This is a genomic window from Kitasatospora sp. NPDC002965 (genome assembly GCF_040611255.1).
Lineage (GTDB): Bacteria > Actinomycetota > Actinomycetes > Streptomycetales > Streptomycetaceae > Kitasatospora.
Genome location: NZ_JBEXNT010000137.1, coordinates 1 through 7,408, shown reverse-complemented (window position 1 = coordinate 7,408; position 7,408 = coordinate 1). Strand labels below are relative to the sequence as shown.

The window sequence follows — 7,408 nt, the reverse complement described above, 5'->3', positions numbered from 1 at the left end:
CCCGGCCCCCGCGGGGCGCCCCGCCCCCCCCCGCCCGCGCCCCCCCCCCGCCCCACCCCCGGCCGGGCAACCCCCCCGACCTGTCACGACACCGACTTGGAGCACCACCCATGACCAAGGCCGATCTGCTCTTCACCCACGGCCCCGTCCACACCGGGGACCCGGCCCGCACCCGTGCGACCAGCCTCGCCGTCACCGGCGAGCGCATCACGGCCGTCGGCCACGACGAGGTGCGGGAGCTGGTCGGACCGGGGACGGAGGTGGTCGACCTGACCGGCCGACTGCTGCTCCCCGGGTTCCAGGACGCGCACATCCACGCCGTCCACGGCGGCCAGGAGCTCGCCGACTGCGACCTGACCGGCACCCTGGGCGTCGAGGAGTACCTGCGCAGGGTGCGCGAGTACGCCGACGCCCACCCCGACCGGCCCTGGATCACCGGCAGCGGCTGGTCCCTGGAGAGCTTCGAGGGCGGCCTGCCCGACCGGCGGCTCCTCGACTCCGTCGTCCCCGACCGCCCGGTGTACCTGCTCAACCGGGACCACCACGGCGCCTGGGTCAACAGCCGGGCGCTCGAACTGGCCGGCCTCGACCGGAACTCGCCGGACCCGGCCGACGGCCGGATCGAGCGCGACGCCGACGGCACCCCGACCGGCGTCCTCCAGGAGGGCGCCACCGGGCTGGTCGCCCGCCTCGTCCCGGCCCAGACCGCCGCCGACCGGCTGGCCGGCCTGCTGCGGGCGCAGCGGCTGCTGCACTCCCTCGGCATCACCGGCTGGCAGGACGCGCTGCTCGGCGCTTTCAACGGCCAGCCCGACCCGTCCGACGCCTACCTCACCGCCGCCCGTGACGGCTCGCTGACCGCGCGGGTCACCGGCGCGCTCTGGTGGGAACGCGACCGGGGCGCCGAGCAGATCCCCGGGCTCGTCGCCCACCGCGAGGAACTGACCCGGGGGCGGTTCCGCGCCCCCGCCGTCAAGATCATGCAGGACGGCATCGCGGAGAACTTCACCGCCGCCATGACCAGCCCCTACTTCGACGGCTGCGGCTGCGCCACCGGCAACAGCGGTCTGAGCTTCGTCGATCCCGTCGCGCTGCGCTCCTACGTCACCGAACTGGACGCCCACGACTTCCAGGTGCACTTCCACGCACTCGGCGACCGCGCGGTGCGCGAGGCGCTCGACGCCGTCGAGGCCGCCCGCGCCGCCAACGGGTGGCGGGGCACCCGGCACCACCTCGCCCACCTCCAGGTCGTCCACCCGGACGACCTGCCCCGCTTCGCGCGGGTCGGCGCGATCGCCAACATCCAGCCGCTCTGGGCCGCCCACGAACCGCAGATGGACGAGCTGACCATCCCGTTCCTCGGCCCCGAACGCGCCGCCTGGCAGTACCCGTTCGGCGCGCTGCAGCGGGCCGGGGCCACCCTCGCGGCGGGCAGCGACTGGCCGGTGAGCAGCCCGGACCCGATCGCAGGGATCCACGTGGCCGTCAACCGGATGGAGCCGGAGGCGACCGACGGCCGGGTCTTCCTCCCCGAGCAGCGGCTCGACCTCGCCTCCGCGATCGCCGCCTACACGGCCGGCGCGGCCCACGTGAACGGCCTCGACGACGCGGGCACCCTGCGGGCCGGCAACCTCGCCGACCTGGTGGTCCTCGACCGGGACGTCTTCACGGCCCCGGCCGAGGAGATCGCCCGGGCCCGGGTCCTGCGGACGTACGTCGGCGGAACGCTGGTCCACGCGGCCGACTGACCGTCAGGCCGCCCGGCCTCACGCGGCGGCGGACCGGCGGTCGCCGCCCCGCTCGCGCCCCGACACCTGGCGCTCCGTGGCCTCCACGTAGGCGCGGAGCGCCTGGCGGGAGCGGGTGAGGGTGTCGATGTGGTCGTCCAGCCCGCGCAGACGCGCACGCAGGGTGTCCAGCAGCTCGGGGCACGGCTCGAAGTCGGGGACGGCGCCCACGGCGCAGGGCAGCAGGTACGCGATGTCCTGCGAGGACAGCCCGGCGGCGAGCAGCCGTCTGATCTGGGTGACGGTCAGCACGTCGGCCTCCGCGTACTCGCGGTAGCCGTTGGGCCCGCGGCCGGGCCGCAGCATGCCCTGCGCCTCGTAGTAGCGCAGCTGGTGGGCGTGGACCCCGGTCCGCCGGCTCAACTCCCCGATCAGCACCTGCGTTTCCCCCTTGACCTTCACACCGGTATGAAGGTCCACGATTCTGCCATGACCATCGAGCACGCCGAGTACTCCGGGCGCACCCACCACCCCGAACGCACCCGCCACACCGCACACGCCGGGACGACCGGGACGACCGGCCCGGCCCGGAACGGGGGCCGGGCATGACGGCGGCACCGTTCGACCCGCGCGCCCTGCTCGCGGTGAGCAGGCTCGGCGTGCTGGCGACCGTCAAGTCCGACGGACGCCCGCAGCTGTCGCCCGTGATGCCCTTCTACGACCGGGAGGCGGAGCTGCTGTACGTGTCGATGACGGAGGGACGCGCCAAGACGGCCAACCTGCGCCGGGATCCGCGCGCCGCACTGGAGGTGACCAGGGCGGACGGCATGGCCTGGGCCACCGCCGAGGGGACGGTGACACTCACCGGGCCGGGGAGCGATCCGCACGGGCCCGAGGCGGAGGCACTGGTCGACTACTACCGCCGGGCCTCCGGCGAGCACCCGGACTGGGACGAGTACCGGGCGGTGATGGTCGCCGACCGGCGGGTGCTGATGGTGATGAAGGTCGAGCACGTCTACGGCGCCGCACTGCGCTGACGGCACGGGCGGTTCCCGGGGCACGACCGCCCCGGGAACCGCCCCCAGTCCGTCCCGAAGTCCGTACCGTAGACCGCCCGCAGGCCGCGCCGGACGGACTGCGGGACCGGGAGCACGGTCCCGGGAAAGGGGCGGCCCGGACCCGGCTCCCGGTGTCGGGGTCGTTCTGGGCGTGGACGAATCGGTGGGGCGCCGCATGGTCCTCTGGAGACCGGCCGGGGAATCCCCCGGAGAGCCCCTCACCACAGGAGTCCCTTCCGTGAACGAGCATGCAGCGCACCGGTCCAGTTCCCTCCGGCAGCGTCCGGGCGGTCGCCGCAGGACGGCGGCGGCGGTCGCCGTGGCCGTTGCGGCCGTGACGGCGGGCGCGCTGGTCCAGCCGGCGTTCGCGACGTCCCCGTCCCCGACGGCCACCCCCGAGAACGTCACGGCCGCCGCCCGGCCGGACACCGTCCAGAAGGGCCTGGACCGCCTGGTGCGCGAGGACGGCGTGCCGGGCGTACTGGCGGCGGTCAAGGGCCGCGACGGGCGCACCCGCAACTACACCGCCGGCGTCGGCGACCTCGCCACCCGCACGAAGGTGCCCGTCGACGGGCAGGTGCGGATAGGCAGCAACACCAAGACCTTCACCGCCGTGGTCGTGCTCCAACTGGTCGGCGAGGGCAAGGTCGAGCTCGACGCGTTCGTCGACACCTACCTGCCGGGCCTGGTACGCGGCGACGGCTTGGACGGGCGGAACATCACCGTCCGTCAGCTGCTCCAGCACACCAGCGGCCTCCCCGAGTACGTGGACCGCGACTTCGCCCTCTCGCACAAGGACTACTACTCCGAGCCCCGCGAGCTGCTCGACCGGGCCCTCGCCCAGAAGGCCCACTTCGCGCCGGGCACGAAGTGGGAGTACAACAACACCAACTACCTGCTGGCCGGCCTGATCATCCAGAAGATCACCGGCCGGCCCCTCGGCGAGGAGATCAACCGACGCGTCGTCGACCGTCTCGGGCTGCGCCACACCTACTTCCCCGCCCCGGGGGACCGGACCATCCACGAGCCCCACCCCAAGGGCTACGCCCGGGCGACCGAGGACGGGCCGCTGCGCGACTACACCGAGCTGGACCCCTCCTGGGGGTGGGCCGCGGGCGCGATGGTCTCCACCCCCGGCGACCTCAACCGGTTCTTCAGCGGGCTGATCGGCGGCCGGCTCCTCAAGCCCGAGCTGCTGGCCCAGATGCGGACCACGGTGCCGGCCCCCGAGGTCGGCGCGGGCGTCGGCTACGGGCTGGGCCTGATCAGCACGCCGCTGTCCTGCGGCGGCGTGGCCTGGGGCCACGGCGGGACGATCCCGGGCTACCGGACGGGGGGCGGTGTGACCGAGGACGGCCGGGCCGTCAGCATCGCGGTGACCGTCCTCCCGACCCACGTGGTCGACCAGCACGCGGACGCCCTGGTGGACTCCGCCCTGTGCCGCTGACACACCCGCCGGGCCCGGGGGCGACGCCGCCCCCGGGCCCGGCCTTTGCCCCGGGCCCGGTCTCTGCCCGAGGCCCGGCCTTTGCCCGGGGCCCGGTCTCTGCCCGAGGCCCGGCCTTTGCCCGAGGCCCGGCCTTTGCCCCGGGCCCGGTCTTTGCCCGAGGCCCGCGCCTCCCGGCTCAGTCGAGCGGCGGAAGCGGCAGACCGGCCGCCACCCGGAACCCGCCGCCGTCGAGGCCGCCGGCCGTCAGGCTGCCGCCGTGCAGGGCGACGCGCTCGCGCATGCCGGTCAGCCCGTACCCGCTGCGGTAGCCGTCCGACCCCCTCGCCCCCGCCGGCTCGCCCGCACCGAGCGAGACCCCCGCACCGACCCCGGCACCGACCGGGACCCCCGCTCCGTTGTCCCGCACCTCGACGCTCACCCGGTCCGGGTGGTACGTCAGTCGGACACGGGCCCGCGCCGGGCCCGCGTGCTTGCGGGCGTTGGTCAGCGACTCCTGCACGATCCGGTACACCGTCAGGGCGACGCTCGGCGGCAGCGGGCGCTCCTCGCCCTGCACGGCCAGCTCGGCGGGCAGGCCCGCGCGCTCCGAGTCCTCGACGAGCCGCCGCAGGTCGGCGATCCCGGGCTGCGGGGCGGCGGGGGAGCCGGTGGCCTCCTCGGGCTCGTCCCCGGCGCGCAGGACGTCGAGCAGTTGGCGCATCTCGCGCAGGGCCATCCGTCCGGAGCCCTCCAGCGAGACGAGGGCCTCGCGCACGACCTCGGTGTCGCGGCCGAGGTTGGCCCGGGCGCCGCCGGCCATCAGCTGCATGGTGGTGATGTGGTGCGCCACGATGTCGTGCAGCTCCCGCGCGATGCGACGGCGCTCGTCCGCCACCGCGCGGTCCGCCAGCAGGGTCCGCTTGATCGCCATCTCGCGCTGCCAGCGGCCGACCGCGAGGGCCGAGCCGACGACCAGGGCGACCGCGACCGAGACACCACCGATGTCCATGATCGGCGGGGGCATCGTCCGCCCCAGGCCGACCAGCGGGATGACGATCGCGGCTAGGGCGCCGGGCACCGTCACGGAGGCACGCCCGACGCGGGTGGCCTGGAACAGGGCGACCGCGACGGTGCTGTTGAAGTGGTGCGCCATCGGCGCGGTCAGGCTCTGCAGCAGGCTGACGGCCAGGACACAGACCAGCACGACGGTCGGGCGGCGACGGTGGCCGAGCAGGGGGAGGCCCGCGACGACGGCGAGCAGCAGCCCCAGGGGGGTGACGGGCAGGCCCTCGGCGGCGCCGAGCGCGTAGCCGAGCAGGTCCATCGAGGTCGCCCCGACGGCGAGCAGCGCGTCGTTGCGCGTCCAGAGCGGGCCGTCCTCGCCCCGGGGGAGCGGAACGGTCGGTCGGTACGTCGCCATGTGGTGCGGCCTTCCCTGCGGACGGCGCCCCCCGGGCCTTCACCGAGTGCGTGGCGACCGTCGTCGTCGGCGCCATCCTCCCACCGGCCCGAGCCGCTCCCGCAGCCCCCAGGTGCCATTCCCACCCGGGCCCCCGGTCCACCCCACCCCCCACCCCGGTCCCCCACTCCCGCCCGGGTCACGCCCACATCGGCGTGACCGCTACTGTCTACGTCCACGTCCGACTCCGCCTTAAAGCGCGACGCCATCGACCTCCTCGGTCACGCGCTGCGCAACTCAGGCACCAAGTCTGGTGGACGCGACGTTGGCGACGATCCGCCGGAAGGTGGGATCTTGGTCCTCGCCCGGTGACGTCAGAATGATCGAAAGGTCCCGCCAGAATTGATCCTGGCGGGACCTTCATAGTTCAACAGCTGCATATCAAGAAATACTCTGGTGCATCTAGAACGGCGGCGGCTCGTACGGAATCTCCGAGCAAGCAGGTTCGGCGGTGGTCATGCCCTCAAGTCCGAACCGAGATGCGTACCGCTCGATGCTTGAGTCAGACGGCGTCGCAAAGGTCAGCATCCACAGCTGCTCCCCGGGTTCCGCATACCCCGTCGGCGGAGGCGCCATGCGGACTAGTGAATCCTCGTTACACCACAGCTTGACCTGAGGCTCTTCGCTGGCCAGTGCTTCAAACTTCAGCCGTTCAAACGAGTCCATGGCCTCGTTGATTTCTGAAGAATTGACAAAGACGGTGAACTTGGACGAGCTTCCGATGATCGCTTCCCGGACAGTGCAATGCAGTAGAAAATGACTCAGAGTCTCACCCGTTCCCGCCCATTCGACTCTTCCATCCTCCCTGGAGAAGACCTGAAGCGTGTCGTCGTCGAGATTGATGGCCCAGAAGTGGCCGTTCTGGCTTTCCACCCAGAACTTGAGCATTCCGCGCGAATCCGGTGCAAGATCTCGAAGCGAAACGGGATGATCTTGGAATGTGACAGGGCTTCCGATCTGAGCCGCCATCGCGTGCCACTCAAGTAGCTGGCTAGGCAAGTGGGGACTGGCCCCGAGGTGAAGGTCGCCCACGCCCTCCACGGTCCCGTACCAGCGCCGAAGGAATCGTCCGACGCTGTCTGGATCTATTGTAAGGAGTTCATCCACAAGGTCTGAGTATACGCCAAGGGTTCGACCTGGCCGGCGACCCTGGAGTCGGTTCGCCGGGCGCCCCCCTTCTGTCGAGCGCAGTTTCGGCAGGGTGCTCGCTGCACCCTGCCGAAACGCTCCGGCCGTGCCTAGCGAGAATTCCCCTTGAATCTACCGAGGAATTTTCCACTCTGATCATATACCCACATCAGTGCATCCTTGGGAAGGGCATCCTCAATGGGCTTGGCGAGAGCTCCCCCGGGGCGCGAATATGCCAATCCATTACAGAACTGACAAATTCCATCGGGGTGATTTATGTAAAGTACTCCATTTCCAATCTTATTTCGGCGCATATAGGCAGCGGCCTGCATCTCGACATGATGGTAGTTCGACGACGTCATTCCGGGTACCCGATCACCCATATCGTCAACGAATCCACCCGAACCGCGACCACCGCTCGCGAACGGGACAACATCCACCTGGATGTCGAGGACTCCCGACGTAACGTGGTCCATTTCCTGCACGCCGAGCTGACACTGCGCCGGACTGATGTTGTGGACGAGGACGGGGGTGGTGCCTGCGAGGACGTAGTAGGTGTGGAGGTCGCTGACGGTGAGGTTGTGGACGCGTTGGTGGGCGGTGTGGG

At 71.7% G+C, this 7,408-nt stretch carries 8 protein-coding genes; 4 read left to right on the top strand and 4 right to left on the bottom strand.

The genetic code is table 11. From position 1 onward, the window contains the following. Window positions 1–110 precede the first annotated feature (110 nt). Window positions 111–1,748 carry an amidohydrolase gene (locus tag ABZY91_RS34855; protein ID WP_355407334.1) on the top strand — a complete coding sequence of 546 codons (1,638 nt, stop codon included), beginning with the start codon at window positions 111–113 and terminating at the stop codon, window positions 1,746–1,748. A gap of 18 nt (window positions 1,749–1,766) precedes the next feature. Here the strand turns inward: ABZY91_RS34855 and ABZY91_RS34850 are convergent, their stop codons facing one another. Next, a complete protein-coding gene (locus tag ABZY91_RS34850; RefSeq protein ID WP_355407375.1) occupies window positions 1,767–2,165 on the bottom strand; it encodes a MerR family transcriptional regulator in 399 nt (132 codons plus the stop codon). A gap of 167 nt (window positions 2,166–2,332) precedes the next feature. Between ABZY91_RS34850 and ABZY91_RS34845 the strand changes: the two genes are divergently transcribed. Together ABZY91_RS34845 and ABZY91_RS34840 are read left to right on the top strand one after the other, a co-directional pair. After that, window positions 2,333–2,764 carry a PPOX class F420-dependent oxidoreductase gene (locus ABZY91_RS34845; protein WP_329883472.1) on the top strand — a complete coding sequence of 144 codons (432 nt, stop codon included), beginning with the start codon at window positions 2,333–2,335 and terminating at the stop codon, window positions 2,762–2,764. A gap of 370 nt (window positions 2,765–3,134) precedes the next feature. Then, window positions 3,135–4,232: a serine hydrolase domain-containing protein gene (locus ABZY91_RS34840; RefSeq protein ID WP_355407373.1), complete on the top strand. Its 1,098-nt coding sequence runs from the start codon at window positions 3,135–3,137 to the stop codon at window positions 4,230–4,232. A 178-nt stretch (window positions 4,233–4,410) separates the two neighbouring features. Here the strand turns inward: ABZY91_RS34840 and ABZY91_RS34835 are convergent, their stop codons facing one another. The 3 genes from ABZY91_RS34835 to ABZY91_RS34825 form a co-directional block, all read right to left on the bottom strand. Continuing rightward, the gene (locus tag ABZY91_RS34835; protein ID WP_355407332.1) at window positions 4,411–5,634 is read right to left on the bottom strand and encodes a sensor histidine kinase; all 1,224 of its coding nucleotides are present in this window, start codon (window positions 5,632–5,634) and stop codon (window positions 4,411–4,413) included. Between the two features lie 441 nt (window positions 5,635–6,075). After that, the gene (locus tag ABZY91_RS34830) at window positions 6,076–6,780 is read right to left on the bottom strand and encodes a hypothetical protein (RefSeq protein ID WP_355407330.1); all 705 of its coding nucleotides are present in this window, start codon (window positions 6,778–6,780) and stop codon (window positions 6,076–6,078) included. Between the two features lie 131 nt (window positions 6,781–6,911). Then, a complete protein-coding gene (locus ABZY91_RS34825) occupies window positions 6,912–7,115 on the bottom strand; it encodes a hypothetical protein (RefSeq protein ID WP_355407371.1) in 204 nt (67 codons plus the stop codon). On the opposite strand from ABZY91_RS34825, the gene ABZY91_RS34820 reads away from it, so the two are divergent. Beyond that, window positions 7,071–7,408: hypothetical protein (locus ABZY91_RS34820; RefSeq protein ID WP_355407377.1), on the top strand; the 338-nt coding region annotated here is incomplete at its 3' end. The genes ABZY91_RS34825 and ABZY91_RS34820 overlap by 45 nt on opposite strands.

Coding starts and splice junctions, on each gene's coding strand:
- ABZY91_RS34855 (WP_355407334.1), top strand. CDS start 111: ATGACCAAGGCCGATCTGCTCTTCACCCACGGCCCCGTCCACACCGGG.
- ABZY91_RS34835 (WP_355407332.1), bottom strand. CDS start 5,634: ATGGCGACGTACCGACCGACCGTTCCGCTCCCCCGGGGCGAGGACGGC.
- ABZY91_RS34845 (WP_329883472.1), top strand. CDS start 2,333: ATGACGGCGGCACCGTTCGACCCGCGCGCCCTGCTCGCGGTGAGCAGG.
- ABZY91_RS34825 (WP_355407371.1), bottom strand. CDS start 7,115: ATGCGCCGAAATAAGATTGGAAATGGAGTACTTTACATAAATCACCCC.